This is a genomic window from Dickeya undicola (genome assembly GCF_000784735.1).
Taxonomy (GTDB): Bacteria; Pseudomonadota; Gammaproteobacteria; order Enterobacterales; family Enterobacteriaceae; genus Dickeya; species Dickeya undicola.
On the sequence record NZ_JSYG01000038.1, the window covers coordinates 1 to 21,921 of the forward strand.

At 55.2% G+C, this 21,921-nt stretch carries 16 protein-coding genes and 2 pseudogenes; 9 read left to right on the forward strand and 9 right to left on the reverse strand.

Annotated features, from left to right (window positions below; genetic code table 11):
- Together OB87_RS17875 and OB87_RS17880 are read left to right on the forward strand one after the other, a co-directional pair.
- Positions 1-3,953, forward strand: a 3,953-nt coding sequence (locus OB87_RS17875; RefSeq protein ID WP_235425294.1) for a hemagglutinin repeat-containing protein, incomplete at its 5' end; no start/stop codon positions are given.
- A complete protein-coding gene (locus tag OB87_RS17880; protein ID WP_033570754.1) occupies positions 3,950-4,387 on the forward strand; it encodes a hypothetical protein in 438 nt (145 codons plus the stop codon). The genes OB87_RS17875 and OB87_RS17880, both read left to right, overlap by 4 nt.
- Before the next feature lie 48 nt (positions 4,388-4,435).
- Here the strand turns inward: OB87_RS17880 and OB87_RS20100 are convergent.
- A pseudogene (locus OB87_RS20100) lies at positions 4,436-4,603 on the reverse strand (SymE family type I addiction module toxin); the annotation flags it as partial.
- A gap of 104 nt (positions 4,604-4,707) precedes the next feature.
- A pseudogene (locus OB87_RS21120) lies at positions 4,708-4,860 on the reverse strand (helix-turn-helix domain-containing protein); the annotation flags it as partial.
- A gap of 236 nt (positions 4,861-5,096) precedes the next feature.
- Between OB87_RS21120 and pflB the strand changes: the two are divergent.
- On the forward strand, positions 5,097-7,379 hold the full coding sequence (pflB, locus tag OB87_RS17885) for a formate C-acetyltransferase (protein WP_033570755.1): 2,283 nt from the start codon (positions 5,097-5,099) through the stop codon (positions 7,377-7,379).
- 185 nt (positions 7,380-7,564) lie between these two features.
- Entirely contained in the window at positions 7,565-8,548 is a 984-nt protein-coding gene (acuI, locus tag OB87_RS17890; RefSeq protein WP_033570756.1) for an acrylyl-CoA reductase (NADPH), read from the forward strand.
- Between the two features lie 42 nt (positions 8,549-8,590).
- Here the strand turns inward: acuI and acuR are convergent, their stop codons facing one another.
- Positions 8,591-9,247 (reverse strand): acrylate utilization transcriptional regulator AcuR, encoded by a 657-nt coding sequence (acuR, locus tag OB87_RS17895; protein ID WP_033570757.1) that lies wholly within the window; start codon positions 9,245-9,247, stop codon positions 8,591-8,593.
- Positions 9,248-9,603: 356 nt separating this feature from the next.
- On the opposite strand from acuR, the gene OB87_RS17900 reads away from it, so the two are divergent.
- The 5 genes from OB87_RS17900 to pepT all read left to right on the forward strand — a co-directional run bounded on the left by OB87_RS17900 (position 9,604) and on the right by pepT (position 14,307).
- Positions 9,604-9,843, forward strand: coding sequence for a FeoA family protein (locus tag OB87_RS17900; RefSeq protein WP_033570758.1), 240 nt, complete (start codon positions 9,604-9,606; stop codon positions 9,841-9,843).
- A gap of 98 nt (positions 9,844-9,941) precedes the next feature.
- The gene (locus OB87_RS17905; protein ID WP_012769649.1) at positions 9,942-10,169 is read left to right on the forward strand and encodes a FeoA family protein; all 228 of its coding nucleotides are present in this window, start codon (positions 9,942-9,944) and stop codon (positions 10,167-10,169) included.
- Positions 10,170-10,191: 22 nt separating this feature from the next.
- Positions 10,192-12,513, forward strand: a complete 2,322-nt coding sequence (gene feoB, locus OB87_RS17910) for a Fe(2+) transporter permease subunit FeoB (RefSeq protein ID WP_033570759.1) — start codon at positions 10,192-10,194, stop codon at positions 12,511-12,513.
- Between the two features lie 35 nt (positions 12,514-12,548).
- Positions 12,549-12,773: a FeoC-like transcriptional regulator gene (locus tag OB87_RS17915; RefSeq protein ID WP_235425295.1), complete on the forward strand. Its 225-nt coding sequence runs from the start codon at positions 12,549-12,551 to the stop codon at positions 12,771-12,773.
- Positions 12,774-13,038: 265 nt separating this feature from the next.
- The gene (gene pepT, locus OB87_RS17920; RefSeq protein ID WP_033570760.1) at positions 13,039-14,307 is read left to right on the forward strand and encodes a peptidase T; all 1,269 of its coding nucleotides are present in this window, start codon (positions 13,039-13,041) and stop codon (positions 14,305-14,307) included.
- Between the two features lie 76 nt (positions 14,308-14,383).
- Here the strand turns inward: pepT and OB87_RS17925 are convergent, their stop codons facing one another.
- The 6 genes from OB87_RS17925 to mnmA all read right to left on the reverse strand — a co-directional run bounded on the left by OB87_RS17925 (position 14,384) and on the right by mnmA (position 21,757).
- On the reverse strand, positions 14,384-15,505 hold the full coding sequence (locus tag OB87_RS17925) for a ribosomal protein uL16 3-hydroxylase (protein ID WP_033570761.1): 1,122 nt from the start codon (positions 15,503-15,505) through the stop codon (positions 14,384-14,386).
- 169 nt (positions 15,506-15,674) lie between these two features.
- A complete protein-coding gene (phoQ, locus tag OB87_RS17930) occupies positions 15,675-17,126 on the reverse strand; it encodes a two-component system sensor histidine kinase PhoQ (RefSeq protein ID WP_033570778.1) in 1,452 nt (483 codons plus the stop codon).
- Between the two features lie 36 nt (positions 17,127-17,162).
- A complete protein-coding gene (gene phoP, locus OB87_RS17935; protein ID WP_033570779.1) occupies positions 17,163-17,831 on the reverse strand; it encodes a two-component system response regulator PhoP in 669 nt (222 codons plus the stop codon).
- A gap of 266 nt (positions 17,832-18,097) precedes the next feature.
- Positions 18,098-19,465 carry an adenylosuccinate lyase gene (purB, locus tag OB87_RS17940; RefSeq protein WP_033570762.1) on the reverse strand — a complete coding sequence of 456 codons (1,368 nt, stop codon included), beginning with the start codon at positions 19,463-19,465 and terminating at the stop codon, positions 18,098-18,100.
- Between the two features lie 154 nt (positions 19,466-19,619).
- Positions 19,620-20,252 (reverse strand): high frequency lysogenization protein HflD, encoded by a 633-nt coding sequence (gene hflD / locus OB87_RS17945; protein WP_033570763.1) that lies wholly within the window; start codon positions 20,250-20,252, stop codon positions 19,620-19,622.
- Positions 20,253-20,644: 392 nt separating this feature from the next.
- Entirely contained in the window at positions 20,645-21,757 is a 1,113-nt protein-coding gene (gene mnmA, locus OB87_RS17950) for a tRNA 2-thiouridine(34) synthase MnmA (RefSeq protein ID WP_033570764.1), read from the reverse strand.
- Between the last annotated feature and the right edge of the window lie 164 nt (positions 21,758-21,921).

The following is a 21,921-nucleotide window of genomic DNA, read 5'->3' on the forward strand; positions in this document are numbered from 1 at the left end:
GCAGCACGGTGACGGCGGTGGAGGCACTCAACATCGCCGGCGGCGGCACCCTGAGCAACCGCGAGGGCGGGCTGCTGAGCGCCGACGGCGCGCTGAATCTGGTGGCGCTGGGCAATCTGACCAACAGCAGCGCGACGATACAGGGCAACCGGGTGACGCTGGCGAGCGTCAACGGCGATATCGTCAACACCACCACCAGCAATCAGTGGCAGACGGCGGCGAAGGACGGCCGGGGGCGCGGGTCGCTGACGCGCACCGATATCGGGCAGGCCGGGCTGATAACGGCGCAAAACGGGCTGACGCTGCAGGCGGGACACGATATCGCGCTGAACGGGGCGCAGCTGAGCGCGGGCGGGCCGCTGCAACTGGCGGCGGGCAACGACATCCGGCTGGCGGCGCTGACCACGGTGACGGACACGGTGAATCAGACGGGCGGGGCCAGCACCGAGCGACGCAGTCAGGGACGGGTGCAGAGTACGCTCGCCAGCGGGGGCGAGCTGAGCCTGAGCGCGGGGCGTGACCTGAGCAGCACGGCGGGGCAGCTGAGCGCGGCGGGGACGCTGGCGCTGTCGGCGGGGCGGGACCTGAGCCTGCTGTCGGCCAGCGAGGAGCAGTTCAGCTCGAACGCGTGGACGCGGCATCTGGACTGGCAGCAGACGGTGACGCAGCAGGGGACGGTGCTGAATGCGGGCGGGGGGCTGAGCCTGCGGGCGGGTCAGGACCTGACGCTCGAGGGGGCGCAGGCGGAAACGCGTGGCGCGCTGACGGCGCAGGCGGGACGGGACCTGAACCTGCTGTCGGCGACGGAGAGCCGGCATGATTTTTTTGAAGAGACGACGGTGAAGAAGGGGTTCCTGTCGAAGACCACCACGCACACGCTGCGGGAAACGGCGCAGACGACGGAGAAGGGGACTCTGCTGTCGGGGGGCAGCGTGGCGCTGACGGCGGGGCATGATATCGGGGTGCAGGGCTCGGCGGTGGCGGCGGACGGGGACGTGACGCTGACGGCGGGGCATGACATCACGACCGCGGCGAGTGTGGAAACCTACCGTAACTACGAGGAGCACAGTCGCAAGAAGAGCGGGGTGTTCAGCGGGGGCGGCATCGGTTTCACCATCGGCAGCACCTCCCTGAGCCAGAAACTGGACGACAAGGCGACCACCCAGAGCCAGAGCGTCAGCACGCTGGGCAGCACCGGCGGGTCGGTACGGCTGAATGCCGGGCAGGCTGTGTCGGTGGCGGCCACCGATGTCATTGCGGCCAGGGATATTCAGGTGACGGGCAACAGCGTGACCATTGACCCCGGTTATGATACGCACAGCCAGTCCCGTCATACGGTGCAGAAAACGGCGGGATTGACGGTGGCGTTGTCTGGCGTGGTGGGCTCGGCGCTGAACAGCGCGGTACAGGCACTGCAGGCCGTTCAAAAACAGAGTGATAGCCGTCTGCAGGCGTTGCAGGGGATGAAGGCGGCGCTGTCGGGGTATCAGGCTTATCAGGGCACTCAGGTTGATACCAACAATAAAGGCGCGTCGTCGTTTGTCGGTATCAGCGTGTCACTGGGGGCGCAGCGCGCCAGCAGCAGCCAGACCAGCGAGCAATCGCAGAGTTTTGCTTCGACACTGAACGCGGGCCATGATATCAACGTGGTCGCTCGTCAGGGGGATATCACTGCGGTTGGCAGCCAGTTGAAAGCGGCCAACAATGTGGAGCTGAATGCTTCCCGGGCGATTAATCTGCTATCGGCGCGCAATACGGAGTCGATGACCGGCAGCAACAGCAGCAGCGGCGGGAATATCGGCGTCAGCTTTGGGTTGAGCAACGGCGGGGCGGGATTCAGCGTCTTTGCCAATGTCAATGCGGCCAAAGGTCGTGAACTGGGCAATGGCAACAGTTGGTCAGAAACCACGGTGGATGCCGGGCAGCAGGTTGGCCTGACCAGCGGCGGTGATACGCGCCTGACCGGGGCGCAGGTCAGCGGCGAGCGCATTGTGGCGAACGTGGGCGGCGACCTGCTGCTGAAAAGCCAGCAGGACAGCAACCGCTATGACTCGAAGCAGACCAGCGTGTCGGCGGGCGGTAGCTTTACCTTTGGCAGCATGACCGGCAGCGGTTATCTGAGCGCCAGTCAGGACAAAATGCACAGCAGCTATGACAGCGTGCAGCAGCAGACCGGATTGTTTGCGGGCAAAGGCGGTTACGACATCAGCGTCGGCAATCACACGCAACTGGACGGCGCGGTAATTGGTTCAACCGCCAGTGCGGATAAAAACCGGCTGGATACCGGTACGCTGGGCTTCAGCAATATCGATAACCGGGCAGAATTTTCGGTGTCGCACAGCGGTATCGGGTTGAGTGCCAGCCCGTCGCTGAGTATGTCGGATATGCTGAAATCGGCAGCCCTGACCGCGCCTTCGGCGTTGATGTCGATGGGTAACGGCGGCAATGCCAGCAGCACCACCTACGCGGCGGTGAGCGACGGGGCGCTGATTATCCGTAATCAGGCCGGTCAGCAGCAGGATATTACCGGTCTGAGCCGGGATGTGGAGCACGCCAACAATGCGCTGAGCCCGATCTTTGACAAGGAAAAAGAGCAGAAGCGCCTGCAGACGGCGCAGATGGTCGGTGAACTGGGCGCACAAGTGATGGATGTTATCCGCACCGAAGGGGAAATTCGTGCGACGCGGGCGGCAGAAGCCAGCGGCAAGGTGGATCGCCCGGCGGATAACGCGACCGAAAAAGAGTGGGATAAATACAAAAAAGATCTGACGGAAACGCCGGAATACAAGGCGGTGATGCAGTCTTACGGCACCGGTAGCGATCTGCAACGGGCAGCGCAGGCGGCAACGGCGGCAATACAGGCGCTGGCAGGAGGGGGAAACCTGCAGCAGGCGCTGGCCGGTGCCTCGGCACCGTATCTGGCACAGCTGGTCAAAGATGTGACGATGCCGACGGATGAGAAGAAGGCGACAGCATCGGACATTGCGGCCAACGCGATGGGACATGCGCTGATGGGTGCGGTGGTGGCGCAACTGTCGGGCAAGGATGCGTTGGCGGGTGCTGTGGGGGCTGCGAGCGGTGAGTTGGCCGCGCGCCTGTTGATCATGAAGGAGTTGTACCCAGGGCGGGACAGCAGTGACCTGACGGAAGCGGAAAAACAGTCGGTCAGCGCGCTGGCCTCGCTGGCGGCGGGTCTGGCCTCAGGGATTGCATCGGGTAACACCACCGGTGCGGCGACAGGAGCGCAGGCAGGACGTAATGCGGTGGAGAATAACTTTATGGCTCCACCACCGGCGGCCCCTGTGGCGGTAGGCGGTGAAGCGGCAGCAGTCGCCGGTGCGGTAGGTCAGGGCGTTCGTCAGGGAAGCGGTAAAGGCGACGGCGAGGAGATGGGGGGAAGCTGTGAAGGCACCCGCGAGCAGTGCGCGGTGCGCGACGGCACCCGTGGGCCGGGACATACGGAGTTACCGATAGCGGATAACGATCCGACCGGTGGCAAGCTGGAAAATCCGGCCCCGACAGAGAACACGGCCACCACGCTGACAACGCCGGATCAGTCGGATAATAACGGAGCCAGCCATACCGGAAATACTGATGGTGCCTCGTCTACTGCCGGAAATACCACCACGACGCCGATCCCGGATGGGCCGAGTCAGGATGATTTGGCGTATTTAGCTGATGGGCACATGTTAGGGGCTAATGGAGTTCAGACGTCCAGTAAAACGATATGGAAAGGTGTAGGTAAAGAACGAATAGATGTTGAAAATCCGGCACCAGGACAAAGAGCCGGACAGCTACATTATCAAGATAATAAGGATAACAAATATCTTTATGATCCTAAGACGGATTCATTCCCCGATGCACCTAAGTCGGTAAATAATCTATTGAATGATCCATCATTTAGAAAGGCTATTAATAAAGGGATGACTCAGTATTTAGGAGAGAAGAAATGAAATGTAATCAATTGATGAAAAAGGAAATTAAACGTGCCGATTGGAGGGGGTTATCTCTTCCTGATGATTTGCAGTCATGGATCAATGGTGGTTTTGTAGAAGATGACGGCTGTGTTTTTTTGCGATCTTTATACAAGAATTATAAAGGGTTAGATAATTTTCCTGACAGGACGGGGGTTGAATGTTTTGTAAACTCTTTCCATATTGACGATTACGTATCTGAGCGGTACTTGGATTACTCCTTTTTATTTTGCGAGCAAATATTAGCTTGCTGGAAAAAATACAATCATGCTCAGAAATTAAATGTGATTATTTCTCATGATGAATTTGGTGCAGTAGTTAAGTTCCATATGAAGCGTCAGGACGAAAATTGGTTAAGTAGTAATCTTGAAGGATATGAAGAAGCAGTTTTGGAAACAAGTGAGCCTATTTAAAGTTAAAAACGATCCCGGCCTCTGCGCCGGGATCGTCGTTTTTACCGGTCAGATCCTAATCTCCGCCTCAATCACCAGCCGCCCGCGCTCGACGGTGACAATCACCGGCTGGCCGGTGTTAAAGCCGAGATCTTCCAGCCAGCGGCCCTTCAGCGTGAGTTGCGGCGGCGGGTTGCCCTTCATGCCATTGGGGGCGTAGCCGACGGTGTAATGCCGTTGGGGTTCTTTTACTTCAGTTGCGCGGGGTTCTGACTTAGAATCGCGTCCAGCCCGTTTAGTTGCTTGTGGTGAGCGGTTGGAGCAGGTTGCCGCCTGTTCTCACCGCGCTCAGTAATCTGTTTAGCCTGGTACTTCAGTATCATCCCATCCAGTAACGCCTTGATTATCTAGCGCTCTTCTTCCGGCATCCCGCTGACGGCCTCAAACTGCAATGCCAAATCATCAGACGGGCCACGCTCATGGCCATCAAACAACCAGCCTATCCACTGCTCCATCTACTGAACCGATTTTTGATCCACCGGATGGCAGTAACAGGATTTGCATCAACACCAGAGTTCTTTGCGGAATCAAACCTCATTTTGACATGAGTCAAAAGTACATCTGAAAAAATAGTGGTTTACAGGATAATTCTTGAATATTGACAAAACAGTGGGATAGTTTCGCCAGTTTTTAGACGATCGGTCAATATTAAATTAATAAGGTGACTAGCATGAAAATTGACTCACAAATGATGTCAGAAGCCTGGAAGGGGTTTGTCGGCGATGTGTGGCAAAACGAAGTCAATGTCCGGGAATTTATTCAACAAAACTATACGCCCTATGATGGCGACAGTGCATTTCTCGCTGGTCCAACCGAAGCGACGACACGCTTATGGAGCCAAGTTCTTGAAGGGATAAAACAGGAAAACCGCACGCACGCACCTGTCGATTTCGATACATCCCTGCCTTCCACCATTACGTCACACGACGCTGGTTATATCGATAAAGCAGTTGAAAAAATTGTCGGTCTTCAGACCGAAAAGCCGCTTAAGCGTGGGATTATTGCTTATGGTGGTATTCGCATGGTGAAAAATTCATGTGAAGTTTACGGCAAAGAACTGGATCCGCTGACTGAGAAAATTTTTACTGATTATCGTAAGACGCATAATCAGGCCTGCTTCGAACTGTATACGCCGGATATCCTTGCCTGTCGTAAATCCGGCGTTATCACCGGATTACCTGATGCCTATGGGCGGGGACGTATTATTGGCGATTATCGCCGTATTGCACTGTACGGCCTGGCGTTTCTCATTCAGGACAAACAGGCGCAGTTTGATTCCACGCAGACGATGATGGAGAGCGCTGAAGAGCTAACACCAGCACTACGGCTACGCGAGGAGTTGGCAGACCAGATCAAGGCATTGCATGACATTCATGAAATGGGGCTGAAATACGGCATTGATATGGCCAACCCAGCGCGTACGGCCCAGGAGGCCATCCAGTTCACATATTTCGGCTACCTTGCTGCTGTTAAATCACAAAACGGTGCTGCCATGTCTCTCGGCAGAACATCCACTTTCCTGGACGTTTATATTGAGCGTGACCTATCTGCAGGGCTGATTGACGAACAAGAAGCTCAGGAGCTCATTGACCATTTCATCATGAAACTGCGAATGGTTCGTTATCTCCGTACCCCTGAATATGACTCACTGTTCTCGGGTGATCCTATCTGGGCGACGGAAGCTATGGCCGGTATGGGCACTGATGGCCGTACCCTCGTCACGCGTACCACGTTCCGTTATTTGCAGACGTTATACAACATGGGGGCGGCACCGGAACCAAACCTGACAGTCCTGTGGTCTGAGCAACTTCCTGATGGCTTTAAGCATTTTGTTGCGAAAGTCTCGATTGATACGTCTTCTATTCAGTACGAAAACGACGATCTGATGCGCAATGATTTTGGCAATGATGATTATGCTATCGCCTGCTGTGTCAGTCCGCAGATTCTCGGTAAGCATATGCAATTCTTCGGGGCGAGAGCGAACCTGGCGAAAGCGCTGCTCTATGCGATCAATGGTGGGATTGATGAAAAGTCGGGCGCGCAGGTCGGGCCGAAAACCGAGCCATTAAAGTCAGATGTGCTCGATTTTAATGATGTGATGGCACGCTATGACCGCATACTTGACTGGCTGGCGACCCAGTACGTTACCGCACTGAATATCATTCATTATTCCCACGACCGCTACAGCTATGAGGCCTCTCTGATGGCACTCATGGATCGCGATGTCTACCGTACCATGGCATGTGGCGTGGCGGGGCTTTCGGTGGCAGCGGATTCGCTCTCTGCCATCAAATATACCGAGGTTAAACCGATCCGGAACGAAGCAGGGATTGCTGTCGACTTTGAGATCGCCGATAGCTATCCCCAGTTTGGTAACAACGATCCGCGCGTGGATGATCTGGCCTGCGATCTGGTTGAACGGTTTATGAAGAAAATTCAGCAACACCCGACTTATCGCCATGCCACACCCACTCAGTCGGTACTGACCATCACTTCAAATGTGGTTTACGGCAAAAAAACGGGTAATACACCAGATGGCCGCCGTACCGGAGCACCTTTTGGTCCGGGGGCGAATCCAATGCATGGACGGGATCAGAAAGGCGCTATCGCATCTCTGACGTCAGTGGCTCGTCTGCCCTTTAGTTACGCCAAAGATGGCATTTCCTACACGTTTTCCATCATCCCTGGGGCGCTGGGTAAAAGTGACGATGTCCGAAGCAAGAACCTGGCAGGATTGCTTGATGGTTACTTCCATCATGAGGATGCCATCGAAGGAGGCCAGCACCTGAATGTGAATGTCATGAACCGGGAAATGTTGCTTGATGCCATGGAGCATCCTGAAGATTACCCACAACTGACCATCCGCGTTTCGGGTTATGCCGTCCGTTTTAATTCCCTAACCAGGGAGCAGCAGCAGGATGTCATCACCCGAACCTTCACGGCCTGCCTTTAAGGTGTGAGCGTATAGGATACGTCCGGCCTGGTGGCAGCCGGGCGTATTCCTCAGCATGTTTGAAGACCCGGCATTCCCGAAATGAGTCGTGAGCTCATCATAAATTTATTTAGTAGATGATCGGTCAATATTTTTATTATACTCCCGAATACTGACAGTCATATAACCGGACATACGAGGTAAAAGTGTTTAAATCTTTATTAATTAACAAGACAGAAGATCGTTACACCGCGCTGTTTGCTGAGATCGCTGAAAGCGAACTGCCTGAGGGGGATGTGACTGTCAATATTGACTACTCATCCATCAATTATAAAGATGCCCTGGCTATCACCGGGCGTGGCCCGATCGTCCGTCATTTTCCGATGGTGCCGGGCATCGATTTTGCCGGTACTGTTTCCGATAGCTCGCATCCGGCCTATCAGGCTGGTGATAAAGTCCTTCTGACCGGTTGGGGTGTTGGGGAAAAACACTGGGGCGGGCTGTCCGGAAAAGCTCGGGTGAAGGGGGACTGGCTGACGCCCCTCCCGGCAAGCGCAAGCAGCAAACACGTTATGGCGATCGGGACTGCTGGTTTTACCGCGATGCTATGTGTCGACGCGTTGCTGAAACATGGTGTGAAGCCTGAGGATGGCCCGGTACTGGTTACTGGTGCCAGCGGAGGCGTCGGCAGTATTGCCGCCATGATCCTTGCATCCATGGGCTACCACGTGACCGCATCGACCGGTAGGCCGGAAGAAGCCGCGTGGCTTTATAAAACGGTCGGGGTGAACGACATTATTAATCGTGCCGAACTCTCTAGCCCCGGAAAACCGTTACAGAAAGAACGTTGGGCCGCTGCAATTGATACTGTGGGCAGCCATACGCTCTGCAATGCCTGCGCCGGGGTTCGCTATGGCAGTATTGTTGCGGCCTGCGGGATGGCACAAGGTATGGAACTGATGGGCAATGTGGCCCCGTTCATCCTGCGTGGTGTCACGCTGAAGGGGATCGACAGTGTCATGTTCGCGAAAGAGAAAAGAGCAGCGATTTGGCAACAGGCGTTACAGTATTTACCGGAGTCCAGACTGGATGGTCTGACCACCGTCTACCCGCTCAGTGAGGCCATCAATGTAGCCGAAAAACTCCTGAATGGCGAAATTCGGGGTCGGGCAGTAATTCAATGTCGTTAATTAAAAGGATGCCAGGCTCAGCCTGGCTTTTCTTAGCACCCTTTACTGTTTAGTTATCGCTTCTTGCGACGGCTTATAGTGCACCGAAGCTTTGAAATAGCTCCAGAAATCGTACACGGGTTGGGTCGAACAATAAAGTTTGGCACGCATTACGGCACCTTCCCAGCCACTCCAGAAAATAGCCGCTAGTTGCTTATCATTCATCTCTGAGCATATTTCGCGCGAAGATAGAGCATCGGAAAGACAGGCCGCAACAAGTGCCTGCCATCTCTCAAGAATATCCTGTAGCTGTTTAATAAATGATGGCGGAAGTCCCGGAGTCTCTTGCATCATATTTCCGACCAGACAGCCCCGGGTGAAATTGTACTTTTTAATACCGTTGCAGGCATCATTGATAAAATGTTCCAGACGTACCATTGGTGCGTTGGATGGTACATGCAGATGCTTTTTGAGTTTATGCTCGAAGAAAGTGTCATAGGCATTCAGAACAGTCTGCGCATATTCCTCTTTACTCTTGAAGTAATAATAAAATGAGCCTTTAGGGACACCGGCATTTTTGACAATGGCATCGACTCCCGTCGAAAGAAAACCATTTTGCGTCAACAGTTCAAGTCCGCTGCGGATCAAGTCATCACGGGTATCTGCATACGAACTTTCTGTTTTTCGTGGTCTTCCCCGTCCGCGCGTTTCGCCAGTCATGAGTCATTTCCTGCATGTTCAAACGATGGAGAATAAGTGATTTCTAGGGGGGGCTTCAATCAGTTTGTCCTTTTGGTTATAAGGTTGTCTCCTCTTCGTGCTGGACACCTACAATCAATGCCTGATGTGGACTGACCCCATCACGGGAGCCGATGGCATAGGTTGTTCTCCTCGCTGCTGCTTCACGCATAAACGCCGTACCTTCCTATCATTCCCCCCGAATCTTCACCTCCCTTGATGCACGTCAAGGGACGACTCGCAGACAGGAATATGATTGATAATCGTTATTACTTGCTTTGATGTATCGCCGCCAGTGAGCTGGTGGAATGCGTGTACTGTCTGTGAAGGAATGTCGTATGGCTCTGAGTCTTCAAACGCTGCTTGATCTCCCTATTAACGTGAATGCCGTGGTGGCGCGTATTCGTTCAACGGGCGAATACCAACAACGACTGACTGAGCTTGGCATCCGCGTTGGCGGGCAGGTGCGCGTGATTCAGCGCGACGCCAATCAGCCGTTGATGCTGGCCTCCGGCGACAGCCGGGTGGCGATCAACTGGGAGATGGGTAAGCAGGTGTGGGTGTCGCCACAACAATAATCGGCATCAATTGATTTATAGCAATCGATCTACAACAACAGGTTTACGGCAGCGGTCGTTCTTCTGACGCAATAAATGGGTATGAGGTCAACACAGCGATGACACTGGAAGCATTGGCGGTGGGCACACAGTGGCGTGTGCTGGGGTTTCAGAAGGGGTCGGCGGATTACCGCAAGCGTCTGCTGGCGCTGGGTGTTACGCCGGGGGTGGAGTTTTCAGTATCCCGCGTGGCACCGCTGGGCGACCCGATTGAGCTGCGTCTGCGCGGTGCGGCGATCAGCGTGCGCAAAGGTGAAGCACAGATTTTGATTCTGGAAAAATGTTAATCCGGGCAGGTAAGGATTTTTTATGAGTACGCAATCCGTAATTTGCGTGGTGGGTAACCCGAATTGTGGCAAAACGACGTTATTTAACGTTCTGACCGGTGGTAAGCAAACTGTCGGCAATTGGCCGGGCGTGACGGTGGAAAAGAAGGTCGGGAGCTATCGCTATCAGCAGCAACAGGTGACGCTGGTGGATTTGCCAGGGGTGTACTCGCTGAACCCGTCTTCCGAAAGCTCAGAAGATGAACGGGTGGCGCGCGATTACATCCTGTCCGGCGAAGCCAATCTGGTGCTGAATATCGTCGATGCTTCTAATCTGGAGCGTAACCTGTATCTCACCGCGCAGTTGCTGGATATGCAGGTGCCGATGGTGGTGGCGGTCAACATGATGGATATCGCCACCGCCCGCAAACTGGACATTGATATCGCCGGTCTGCAGCAGCGATTGGGATGTCCGGTCATCCCGATTACCGCCAGCCAGAAGAAAGGCATCGATATGTTGCGTGAGGTGTGTCAGGCGGCGCTGGCGCAACCGGTCATTCCACCGGTATCGATTCCTTATGACGCACCGTTGAGCCAGGCGGCGCAGGCGATTGCGGAACAGTTGCAGGGGCAGAGCGCCATCCGCAACCCGCATTGGCTGGCGATCCAGTTGCTGGAAGGCGATGTTACCGTGCGTGACCGGGTGCCTGCTGACGCGCTGGCGTTTGCCGATGCGCAGGTGGCCCGGCTGGTGGCGGAATATGAAGATGAACTGGATATCTTTCTGGCGGACGCGCGTTATCAGTTTGTGGGCGCCGTTGCGCGTGAGGTGATTACCCGTCGCGGTGAAGTGTCAGCGACGCTGACCGATAAGATTGACCGCATTGTATTGCACCGTTTTTTCGGGATCCCTATCTTCCTGCTGGTGATGTACCTGATGTTTGTGTTCACCATCAATGTGGGCAGTGCGTTTATCGATTTTTTCGACAAGCTGTTTGGTACGTTGCTGGTGGATGGGTTCGGCGAACTGTTGCTGGCGCTGCACACCCCTGAATGGCTGAAAACCTTGCTGGCGGATGGGGTGGGTGGTGGTATTCAAACCGTGTCCACCTTTATTCCAGTGATCGGTTGTCTGTATCTGTTCCTGTCCTGGCTGGAAGACTCAGGTTACATGGCGCGGGCGGCGTTCGTGATGGACCGGTTCATGCGCAGCATTGGTTTGCCGGGTAAGGCGTTTGTGCCGCTGATCGTCGGTTTTGGCTGTAATGTGCCCGCGGTGATGGCAACGCGCACCATGGAACGTCACAGCGATCGCGTGGTTACGGTGATGATGGCACCGTTTATGTCTTGCGGTGCGCGGCTGCCGGTATATGTGTTGTTTGCCTCGGCGCTGTTTGTTGACGGCGGGCAGAATATGGTGTTCGGGTTGTATCTGGTGGGGATTGCTGCCGCCATTGCCACCGGTTTCCTGCTGAAAAATACCGCGCTGAAAGGCGATGCTTCCGCCTTCGTCATGGAGATCCCGCCTTACCATCTGCCCAGTTTGCGCAGTGTGTTGATCCGTACCTGGGAGCGCCTGAAAGGTTTCCTGTTGCGTGCCGGTCGGCTGATTGTGGTGGTGGTGACGGTGTTAGGTTTCCTTAACTCGATGGGGACGGACGGTTCGTTCGGCAACCAGAATACCCAGAAGTCGGTGCTGTCGGCAGTGGGGCAAGCCATCGTGCCGGTATTCAAACCGATGGGGATCCGGGAAGAGAACTGGCCTGCGGCGGTAGGGGTATTCACCGGGATCTTTGCTAAAGAAGCGGTCGTCGGTACGTTGGATTCGCTGTATGGTGCGATGGCGGCTTCGCAGGGCGGTGGCGCGAAGGAGGAAAAAACCTTCAGCCTGACCGGTGGCATTCACGAGGCACTGGCGACCATTCCGGAAAACCTGGGCAAGCTGGGCGATGCGTTGCTTAACCCGATGGGGATCAACGTCGGGGATTTGACCGATACCGACGCCATCGCCAAAGACAACAAGTTTTCCGTCACCTCGCTGACCGTGATCAGCCAACTGTTCGATGGCCGCCTGGGGGCCTTCAGCTACTTGCTGATGGTGTTGCTGTACATCCCTTGTGTGGCGGCGGTGTCGGCTATCTGGCGTGAAGTGGGGACCGCCTGGACGCTGTTCTGCGCCGGATGGACCATTCAGGTCGGGTATAGCACCGCGGTGGTGGTGTATCAGATCGGACGTTTTGCTCAGCATCCGCTGTACTCGTTATGCGCACTGCTGGGTGTGGCGGCGATGCTGTGCGTTACGGTGATGCTGCTGCGCCGTAATGGTTTGCAACGCCAGCGTATGCCGGTGGGTGAAGTGAAATAACCAGTCGGGCGGGCCTGCCGCCCGCCGGGGAGAGCATGATGACGCTACTGGAATTGCGGGATTTTGTCCGCGAAAGAAAAAAGGTGTCGTTGCAGGACATCAGCACGACTTTTAAGACAGACCCCGGCGTGGTGGAAGGGATGCTGGCGGTGTGGGTACAGAAAGGCAAAATACGCTTTCACAGCGGCGAAGCCGCGCCAAAATGTGGCAGTTGCTGTGGCTGTGATAAAAGTCTGGGCCAGTATTACGAGTGGTTGTGACCTACGCAGGCCGACAGGTATCAAACCGTCGGCCCTTATTCCTGCCTGGTGGCGACAGGGGTCGCCAGTCTTTATGTTTAATGGTTTGTTAAATAATTGCTGAGCCTTATGGCATGGCTGGTATGCCAGTGTGCTCGCCGCCTTGCAGCGCAGGCCGTTGGTGCAGGCGAGCCAGAGGGAAAGCCAATAAAAACTGACCTGACGCAATATCTGATGCAGACACCCTCTACATAATGAAACACGTAATCCATCGGAGGGGGTGGTGATGGAAAAGTTACTTGATCGTTTTTTGAATTATGTCACGTTTGACACCCAGTCAAAGCCGGGTGTACGGCAGGTGCCGAGTACCGAAGGGCAACTAAAACTGGCGCAGGTGTTGCAACAGGAGTTGACCGAACTGGGATTTGAACAGGTGTCCGTCAGTAAGCACGGCTGCGTGATGGCAACATTACCCGCCAATGTGGCCTGGTCGGTGCCGACGGTAGGGTTTATCGCCCATATGGATACCTCGCCGGATTTCAGCGGCAAGCATGTCAATCCACAGATTGTGGAAAACTATCGCGGCGGTGATATCGCGTTGGGCGTGGGGGATGAAGTGCTGTCGCCGGTGATGTTCCCGGTATTGCACCATCTGCTGGGTCAAACGCTGATTACGACCGACGGTAAAACGTTGCTGGGCGCTGATGACAAAGCGGGGATCGCGGAGATCATTACCGCGCTGGTGCGGTTGAAAAAGCGACAGATCCCACATGGCGACATTCGCATCGCTTTTACGCCGGATGAGGAAGTGGGCAAAGGGGCGCAACACTTTGATGTCGAGGCGTTCCGGGCTGAGTGGGCTTACACCGTTGACGGTGGTGGCGTGGGTGAGTTGGAGTATGAAAACTTCAATGCTGCGTCGGCGGTGGTGAAGATTGTTGGCAATAATGTGCACCCAGGTTGGGCCAAAGGGGTGATGGTTAATGCATTGTCGCTGGCGACGCGTTTCCACCAGTTGGTGCCTGCTGATGAGACACCAGAGCAAACCGAAGGCTATCAGGGGTTTTACCATCTGCACGGCGCGAAAGGAACGGTAGAGCGGGCCGAATTGCACTACAGCATCCGGGATTTTGAGCGCGACGGTTTTGAGCGGCGCAAGAAAACCTTGCTGGATATCGCTGAAACGGTGGGTAAAGGGTTGCACCCGGACTGCTATATCGAGGTCACCATTACCGACAGCTACTACAACATGCGTGAGCAGGTAGAGCAGTACCCGCATATTATCGCGCTGGCACAGCAGGCGATGCGCGATTGCGACATTACGCCACTGATGCAGCCGATTCGCGGCGGCACCGACGGCGCACAGCTTTCCTTCCGGGGGTTGCCATGCCCCAATCTGTTCACCGGTGGTTACAACCCTCACGGTAAGCACGAGTTTGTTACGCTGGAAGGGATGGAAAACGCAGTGTCGGTAATTATGCGTATCGCTGAGCTGACCGCGTTGCGCGCCAAAACCCGGCAGAGCAGCAGCGAGAGTATGTCGGTTAAAGCTTGATGATGATCTGGGCTTTGGGCAAACAAGAGACGCCAAGTGGCGTCTCTTGCGTTTCTGATGACCGGAAAAACGATAATCAGTCGACAAAGTACCAGTAGCCGCTGTTGACCAATGCGGTCAACTGAGCAAGGAACGAGGGATCGTCCAGCGCGTCGCCAAGGCGTTCGGCATTCAGCACGTCATAGTGCGCCAGCGCCGCAATGGCCTGCGACTGGCGGCTGTCCAGATGCTCGCCGTTCACGAAGCAGTCCTCACCGATACGCACCACCCGCAGCCCGCCAAGGCGGCGCAACGCCTCGCCCTGTTGCAGCAGGTCGTACATTTCGCCCGGCTGATAAGGCGGCTCTGGTGGTGCCAGGTCCAATTCATGGCGTGACTGGGAGACAAATTCGCCGAACCACTGACGGAATGCCTCTTTATGCTGCACCAGGTCCAGCATCATGTGCTGCAGTGTATCCAACTCCTGCGGCAGTATGTCCGCCGGGTGCGCGCGTGAAGGGATATCCGGATCGCTGTAGCGCTGACCACCCAGTTCACGAGACAGCACGTAGTCGGCAAAACCGCTAACCAGTTCACGGGCGCTGGGCGCACGGAAGCCTACCGAGTAGTTGAGCGAATTTTCCAGCGAATAGCCTTCATGCGGGAAACTGGGCGGAATATAGAGAATATCACCGGGTGCCAGTTCCTCATCAATAATGGCGTCGAACGGGTCGACTTGTAGCAGGTCAGGATGCGGGCAGTGTTGTTTCATCGGCACTTTGTCGCCCACTCGCCAACGGCGACGGCCAGTGCCCTGAATGATAAACACGTCGTACTGGTCAAGATGCGGGCCGACGCCGCCGCCCGGCACCGAGAAGGAAATCATCAGGTCGTCAATGCGCCAGTCAGGCAGATGACGGAAAGGGCGCATCAGCGCGGCAGACGGCTCATGCCAGTGATCGACCGCCTGTACCAGCAGTGACCAGTTGCTTTCTCCCAGGTGGTCGTAGCTTTCGAACGGACCGTGGCTGACATCCCAGCGGCCATCCTGATGGCTGACCAGTCGGCTGTCCACCTCGTTTTCCATAGCGAGTCCGGCTAATTCATCCGGGGTAATGGGGTCGATGAAATGGCGGAAACCACCTTTGATGATTACCGGTTTTTGTTGCCAGTGGTGGGCCAGAAAATCCTGCCAGTCGAGATTAAGTTGGTAGTCCATAACGCCTTTCCAGTAACAGGGAGCTGTCGGCGATTATAGCGAAGTCGCCGTGAGAGTGTCCCGTCCTTAATTCACGGTTGAAACAACAGCTCAGAAGACCTTGAACCGTATCGACCGGCAGAGACGGTGGTTTTCCTTGTATTGTAGCCGGTTATAACGCCATACGGTGTCAGCTCTCATTCTGACCAAGATGCTGACGGCCGAAAATGGCTTCTACCTTGGCGCCGCCGAGCGCGCTGGTGCCGATCAGGATTTCCCCCTGGTACTGCTCGATGATTTCCGCGGCGACCGACAACCCGATGCCCTGACCGGGGCGCATTGTATCCGCCCGTTGTCCGCGCTGGAAAATGACTTCCCGTTTGCTGTCGGGAATGCCGGGGCCGTCGTCCTCAATCACCAGGTGTAGTTTTTGACCGGAATAGCGGGCGCTGATTTCCACAAATTCCAGACAGTATTTACAGGCGTTGTCGAGGATGTTGCCCATCACTTCCATAAAATCGTTTTTCTCGCCAATGAAGGTCAGTTCCGGGGCGATGTCCATCGTCAGCACCACGCCTTTACGCTGGTACACTTTGTTCAGCGCAGAGCAGAGCGCGTCCAGCTGTGCCGGAACGGAGTGCACTTCCCGCGTGATGGCCAGATGTTCCGTTCGCACGCTGGCGCGGTGCAGGTAATAGCCGATCTGCTGTGAGATACGGCTGATTTGCGTCAGCATGATCGGCTCGGCTTGCTCGATGGTCAGTTCTTTGCCGGTGCGTAACGAACGCAGCGTGGTTTGCAGCACGGCCAGCGGCGTTTTCAGACTGTGGGTCAGGTCGGTGAGGGTGGTGCGGTATTTGTGATAGCGCTGGCGCTCGTTGCTCAACAACGTATTCAGATTGCGTACCAGACTGTTCAGTTCCCGTGGTGGATTTTCGTCCAGATGCTCGCGGGAGCCGTGCTCCAGCTCGCTGATCTGATGTACCAGGTGTTTGATCGGCCGCAGGCTCCAGTGCGCCGCCAGCCACAGTAGCGGCAATACCAGCACCAGGTGGGCGATAAACACGTAACGGAACCACTCCCAGACGACATCTGCCTGTTGCAGTTCCTGCGGCACGCGGTCCACCACCACAATCACCATTTTGGGCAGGCGTTCGGACGCCGGGTAAACATTAACGGCGATAGAATGGGTGAATGGTGTTTTGTCTTCGGAGCTGTAGGCGTGCAGTTTGTCCAGCATCTGCGGGTTACTTCCCTGCAATACCGCATTACTGGTGTTGGTGTCGGCGTCTAACTCGTGATAGTCGGTTTTTTCCAGCCATTCCGGTTTTATCTGCGATTCCAGTTCGGGGACGGCGCGCTCCCGCCACAGCAGTTTGCCGTGCTTGTCGTAGATAAACACCAGCGTCGGGTAATTGATGTCGATTTCAGGTGGCGTGGCGATGGTCAGCTGATTGTCGTGCCATTGCGCCAGACTGTAAAACAGATTGCTTTCACCGCGTAGCAGGCGGAATGAGGTTTTGTCGAAACTGACGCTGTATCCCACCACGGCGACAATACCGTAAGAGAGCGTCAGCGCCAGCACCACCGCGGCGGTGGCGATCAGAAAGCGAAAACGTAGCGAGAAAGGAGATTTTTTCAATATGCTATCCAAAATAAAACATGCCGTCCGGCATGATTAGATATCGAAGCGGTAACCTTGCCCGCGAACGGTCGTGATGACATCGTGGGAGTTGGCGGACTGCAATTTTTTGCGTAGTCGGCCCATCAGCACGTCAATAGTGTGGCTTTCCCGCAACTCGGCATCTGGGTACAGTTGCAGCATCAATGACTCTTTGCTGACTACCTTGCCGTTGTTACGAATCAGCGTTTCGACGATGGTGTATTCAAACGCCGTTAGCTTCACCGGGTCGCCATTCACCAGCAATTCTCGTCGTGACAGGTCGACCTCAAAGGGCGGCAGACTGATGATTTGAGAAGCCAGGCCGCTGTTACGGCGCATCAACGCCTGCATACGTGCCACCACTTCCTCAATGTGAAACGGTTTGGTGACATAATCGTCGGCACCGGCTTCCAGCACCGCCACTTTTTCTTGCCAGCTTTCCCGTGCGGTGAGAACCAGAATCGGTAATTTGACCTGATGCGCGCGCCAGCGGCGGATCAGGCTGGTGCCATCTTCCACCGGCAGCCCCAGGTCGATAATGGCGATGTCCGGCGCATGTTCCTGCAGGAAATAATCCGCTTCTTTCGCGTCCGCCGCCGCGTCAACCTGATGTCCCATCTCATTCAACTGGACATTGAGGTGATGGCGTAACAGAACATTATCTTCAACGACAAGAATGCGCATGACGTTTTCCTCGGTCATTTTCCTGATGGGATTTACCCAAACGTAGTGAACTATCAACGCGTTGTACAGGCTTTAGCGCCTGTGTCGCACGTTTACCGCAATCCGGGATAGTCATAGGTAGAATTACGCCATGATGGCGGTACGTCAGCATTATCCACAGTTGTGCTCAACTGAGGCTAAACAGTGAGGCAGGAAATAAGAGCCTATCCCCAATAGAATAGGGATAGGCTTTACGCCAGACGACGGATAATGCCGCCCGGAGTGGGTTAGAGGTCGTCGACCAGTTTTACCGCGTGGCCGATGTAATTCGCCGGTGTCAGTGCTTTGAGTCGCGTTTTTTCGTCGTCTGGCAGCGCCAGGCTGTCGATAAAGGCTTTCATGCCTTCTGCATCTACGCGCTTACCGCGGGTCAGCTCTTTGAGTTTTTCGTAAGGCTTCTCAATGCCGTAGCGGCGCATCACCGTCTGAATCGGCTCAGCCAGCACTTCCCAGTTGTGATCCAGCTCATCCAGCAGGTGACTGCGGTTGACCTCCAGCTTGCTGATGCCTTTCAGGGAAGCCTGATAGGCGATGACCGCATAACCGACGCCAACACCGAGGTTACGCAGCACCGTCGAGTCGGTCAGATCGCGCTGCCAGCGCGATACCGGCAGCTTGCTGGCGAGGTGGCTCATTACCGCGTTAGCCAGACCCAGGTTGCCTTCAGAGTTCTCGAAGTCGATCGGGTTGACTTTATGCGGCATGGTTGAAGAGCCGATTTCACCCGCGATGGTTTTCTGTTTGAAGTGGTTGAGGGCGATGTAGCCCCACACGTCACGGTCGAAGTCGATCAGAATGGTGTTGAAGCGGGCGACACAGTCGAACAGTTCGGCAATGTAGTCGTGGGGTTCAATCTGCGTGGTGTAGGGGTTCCACTGGATGCCCAGCGAGGTGACAAAACTTTCGCTGAACTGGTGCCAGTCTACTGCCGGGTAGGCCACCATGTGGGCGTTATAGTTCCCCACCGCGCCGTTGATTTTGCCCAGGATTTCCACCTGTTGCAGTTGGCGGAACTGGCGCTCCATGCGGTAGGCAACGTTCGCGAATTCTTTACCGATGGTGGACGGTGTGGCGGGCTGGCCGTGAGTCCGGGATAACAGCGGAATATCGCGATACTGCTGTGCCAGCTGTTTGATGGCGTCAATAATGTTGCGCCAGAACGGCAACAGCACATCACGACGAGCGGTATCCAGCATCAGCGCATGGGACAGGTTGTTGATATCCTCGGAGGTGCAGGCGAAATGGATAAATTCACTCACGGCGTGCAGCGCCGGAACCGTCGCCACTTTTTCCTTCAGGAAATACTCCACCGCTTTGACGTCGTGGTTAGTGGTACGTTCGATGGTTTTGATGCGCGCGGCGTCTTCTTCGCTGAATTCGGCGATAATTTTGTCAAGGAAAGCGTTTGCGTCAGCGTCAAATGCAGGAACTTCCCTGATTTCTGCACAGGCCGCCAGTTTTTGCAGCCAACGTACTTCAACCTGCACACGGAATTTCAGCAGACCGTATTCGCTGAAAATAGTGCGCAACATGCTGACTTTATCGCCGTAGCGTCCATCAATAGGGGAAACGGCGGTCAGTGAGGATAATTCCATCGCAAGCAACTCCTGGGATTGTTTTCAAATAAAGAACATGGGTTGTCGTCATCCTATCGCATGACGAATAGCATTTCATAGCAGACAGTATCTCATGGCAGCGGCTGAACCGGAATAAGCGGCCGCCGCCAATGCGCTGACTCTTTTGCTCAGGTCAGTCGTGGCACCGGGCCAGAATTTCCTGTGCATGGCGCATGAGTTTACTGCGGGAGAACATCAATTGCAGTCGGCTGCCACCGACCTGTTGCCAGAGTACGGCAGCACGGATTCCGGCCAGCAGCGCGGCCCGAACCTTTGCCTGAATCTGTGGGCTTCTCAGCACTTCCTGTACGCCAGTCACCTGAATGCGGGGGCCGAGTTTGCTGATCACGTCGACGTAAATGCCCGCCAGCACATTAACAAAGGTGTCTGACAGCAGGTCGTAGTGCTCTAGTTGCCGGTCTAACTGGCTGATGCGCTTGCCTAATTCGTCCATCGCTTCACGGTTCTTGTGCAGCCGACGCTCCAATACCATCAGGCTAAAGGTATAACGCGACAGCTCCGCACCCAGCCCCTCACGTGATGAGTTAAGAATACCCAGCAACGTTTCCAGCCCGATTTTTAGATTACGCTCCGTGTTGCCAAAAACATCCAGCGTGCTGGGCGGGTTAATGTTCATGATGCTTTTCAGCGATGCTTGCAGCGCATCCATATTACAACTGCCCTGATGTGCCAATTGTTGCACCAAATGAGCAGACTGGCAGATCCCTGCCATTGCCAGCGTAATGTCATGATAGTTTTTAGCCACAATTGCTCCTGTAAACATCATCTGGCCGGCGTGCGAGTTCGGAAGACCGGTATTAACGGTGTTTCCGGCTCGGCTGCGTTTCCGGTTCGGCCCAGAGGGAAAATAAACGCCGGCGAACATGCCCTGGCTTTTTTACTTAAGACAGCCTAAAAGGGCGGTGATCATGCCATAAAAGTTGACATGAACCCAGCCTGAACCCGGTAAAACCTTGTTCAGGCTGAAAATCGTCAGACCCGAACGTCCGGCAATTCAAGTTTAGTGTCATGAAAACGGAAAAGGTGCCCGAGCTGCGTTTTATTTGACGTAGCGCACTGGTGTGATGGGTGTTGATGGGGGATATGCCTGAGGTGTCAGAGGAACCATGCAGTTCCTCTGACCGGCGCGACGATGGATTATTGCGCAGCGCGCAGGCGTTCTTCGATGATGCCGCCGCCAAGGCAGACTTCGCCCTGATAAAATACGGCGGATTGGCCGGGTGTCACGGCGGCGACCGGTTCGTCAAAACGAACGTCGATGCGGTCCGCGTCGATAGGCGTTAAAAGGCAGGGAATATCGGCCTGGCGATAGCGGGTTTTTACCACGCAACGCAGTGGTTGAGTCAGCGGCTCACGATCAACCCAGTGCAGTTGCTGGGCAATCAGACCAATGGACATCAGGCGCGGGTGTTCATGACCCTGTGCAACATACAGCACGTTGCTGGCGACATCTTTGTCGACCACGTACCACGGATCGTCGCCGCCTTCCTTCACACCGCCAATACCAAGACCTTTACGCTGTCCCAGCGTGTGGTACATCAGCCCCTGGTGTTCACCCATTACCTTGCCATCGTCGACAGACAGAATTGGGCCGGGCTGTGCGGGCAGGTAGCGTGCCAGAAAGTCGCGAAACTTGCGCTCGCCGATGAAACAGATGCCGGTGGAGTCTTTCTTCCGCGCGGTCGCCAGATCCAGCTGTTCCGCGATTTTACGGACCTGCGGTTTTTCCAGCTCACCGACCGGGAACAGGCTCTGCGCCAGTTGCTGGTGGCTCAGGGTGTAAAGGAAATAACTCTGGTCTTTGTTGCCGTCCAGACCGCGCAGCAGGCGGCTTTTACCGTCCACATCCTTACGGCGCACGTAATGACCAGTAGCGATGTAATCCGCCCCCAAATCTTCAGCAGCAAATTCCAGGAACGCTTTGAACTTGATTTCCTTATTGCACAAAATATCGGGATTGGGCGTGCGGCCAGCGCGGTATTCCGCCAGAAAGTGCTCAAAAACGTTGTCCCAATATTCGGCGGCGAAATTGACGGTGTGCAGTTCAATGCCCAGTTTATCGCAGACCGCCTGAGCATCGGCCAAATCAGTGGCGGCGGAACAATACTCCGTATCGTCATCTTCTTCCCAGTTCTTCATGAACAGGCCTTCCACCCGATACCCCTGCTGTTGCAGCAGGTAGGCGGATACCGATGAGTCAACACCGCCGGACATACCGACAATGACTTTTTTCTGGTTGTTATCTGACATGGCAGTCTCGCGAACTCTTAATAAAGCGTCTTAATTCTTAATGAGGTAAGCGTTAAGGCGAAAAACAGGCGTAATAGTATAACACACTCACCCTGCGGAAGCACGTCGATGCCTGCGTAGGGCGAGGTTGTTCCGGTACGTTGAACGCCGTACCGGATGTGGCT